This is a genomic window from Bullifex sp. (assembly GCF_034103065.1).
Lineage (GTDB): Bacteria > Spirochaetota > Spirochaetia > Sphaerochaetales > Sphaerochaetaceae > Bullifex.
Window position 1 is genome coordinate 1 of record NZ_JAXEGN010000014.1, and the last position, 2038, is coordinate 2038.

The window sequence follows — 2038 nt, forward strand, 5'->3', positions numbered from 1 at the left end:
GAATATCTTTAAGCCATCAATAAGGGAAAAACAAAATCCCTTATAAAAAATTTACCTCCTTTTGTTCCCCTCAGAGCGGTTTACCTCCTTTTCTCCGCAGAGGGGTTTTTTATTACCTACCGATAAAGATCTTCAATTGTAAGAACTTTATAATTTGAATTATAAATGATTAATTATTACACCTTTGTGGTGACACCACTCTTAGAAAAAATAATAAAGCTTTTATTTTCTTTATTTATACAAAGTGCTGACTGCTCTAAATCTTTAAGCTGCTTAAGATCAAACTTCTCATTAGTGTATTTGCATTCACAAATTATTGCATTCTCATCGTCTAATGCAAGAATATCGATTTCTTCCTGTTTCTTTAATATCGGGTTATTGCCCCACCAACGGCCAATTTCTTGTGGATAAAATGGCATTTTCCCAAGATAAAATTGTTGTTTTAGATATGCTTTACAAATGTCCTCAAAGCGCTTTCCTATGAATGCATTTAATTTCTCATTTGTCATTTCTTTTTCATAAAATATCTCTGGAGAAATGAAACCATTTAGAATATTGCGGTGCTTAAATATGAATGCAAAATAGAAAGCAAAATAATTATCCGATATTGAATACAATGTATTTCTAATTCTATCTTTTTCTCCACATGGAATTTCTTTTTTTATATAGCCTAAATTAATTAATACAGAAATATATTTTGATATTTTAGCAGAATCTTCTCCAACTTTATCTCTAATAGTATTTAGATTTGAAGCTCCTGAATTAATTGCTAACATTATATTTTTATAAAACGAAGTCTCTTTTAGTTCCATGCGTAATAAGTTTTCTACTTCGTTAAAAAGATATCCTGTGGTAGATAGACAATTCTTAATTATATTTTCTCTTATTGATAAGCTATCGTCAAATAGAGAAAGATATAAAGGAGTTCCGCCGAGAATTGAATATACTGTTAAAGCCTCCTCATTTGAATATTTAGGGAAAAACTCTTTTGCTTCCAAGTATGAAAAAGGTTCTAATTTAAGTTCTGCAGTTTTCCTACCATATAAGGGTTTTGTAGAATCATCAATAATATCCTCAATAGTTGAAACCTCTGAACCGCAAAGTATTAGAAATACATTTTTTTGCTTCAATACTCTGTCAATTGCATTTTGGAGTATGGAATCGAAAGCAGGATTTGAGCTATGTAGATAAGTAAATTCATCAATTATTATAACTAACCTTTGTTTTAACTCTATATCCTTAAAAAAGGAAAAAACATCCTTCCAGGTTTCGAATGAATTAAGAAAAGTGCCAAACTTTAATACATTATTAAGTTCTTCACAAAAGCTTTTTACATTTGATTTTTCAGCTGATTTATCAGCAGTAAAGAATACTGTATTATTTTGATACTTTTTTTAAAAATGATTGAGAAGGTATGATTTACCTACTTTTATTCTTCCACGAAGAATGAGCATTTCAAATTTCTGAGAATTGTATAATTCCTCTAGTAGCTTGAGCTCTTTTTTTCTACCTATGAAGATATTATTCTGCACTATTAACTCCTTGGTAAGTAACTTTCGAATAACTAACTTTGGAGTTAATAATGTAAAATTATCTTGTCAGTTCTAAAATATAAACTATTCATCCTTCTCTTCTTGTTTATTTGCTTTTGCTTTAAACTTTTGTGAGGCTTCCTGCATTTTCAACCTACCTTGTCGTTTCAGTTCTGCTTCAGTTATCGGTTGAATCTTGTCTATAGGACGACCTGAGGTAAATTGCCTTATCATGCAATCTGTTTCCTCTGCGCCTACTGCCTTTGGATAATTTATAAAGCCATGTACTGTACCTTTTATTTCAATATAGTTAGCATTTGAGCCCGATACATTTAATGCATTAGCAAAAAGCCTTCCATCATCCTTAAGAGGATCAAATTCGGCACCAATTATTAAAGTATCTGGGAGTCTAGAAAGATCTTGAGCTAAAAGAGGTGAAAATAGTGGTGATAAAATATCCTTTGGCTCTCTTTGGTAGCAGCTAATATAAAACTTCATCATTTTAT

At 30.6% G+C, this 2038-nt stretch carries 2 protein-coding genes and 1 pseudogene; all 3 read right to left on the reverse strand.

What is annotated here, in order from left to right; all coding sequences use genetic code 11:
- Positions 1-176 precede the first annotated feature (176 nt).
- A complete protein-coding gene (locus tag SOY52_RS00450) occupies positions 177-812 on the reverse strand; it encodes a DUF234 domain-containing protein (RefSeq protein ID WP_320847021.1) in 636 nt (211 codons plus the stop codon).
- 108 nt (positions 813-920) lie between these two features.
- Positions 921-1343 (reverse strand): annotated as a pseudogene (locus SOY52_RS00455) (AAA family ATPase); the annotation flags it as partial.
- A gap of 273 nt (positions 1344-1616) precedes the next feature.
- Positions 1617-2038, reverse strand: a 422-nt coding sequence (locus SOY52_RS00460) for an alpha/beta hydrolase fold domain-containing protein (RefSeq protein ID WP_320847020.1), incomplete at its 5' end; no start/stop codon positions are given.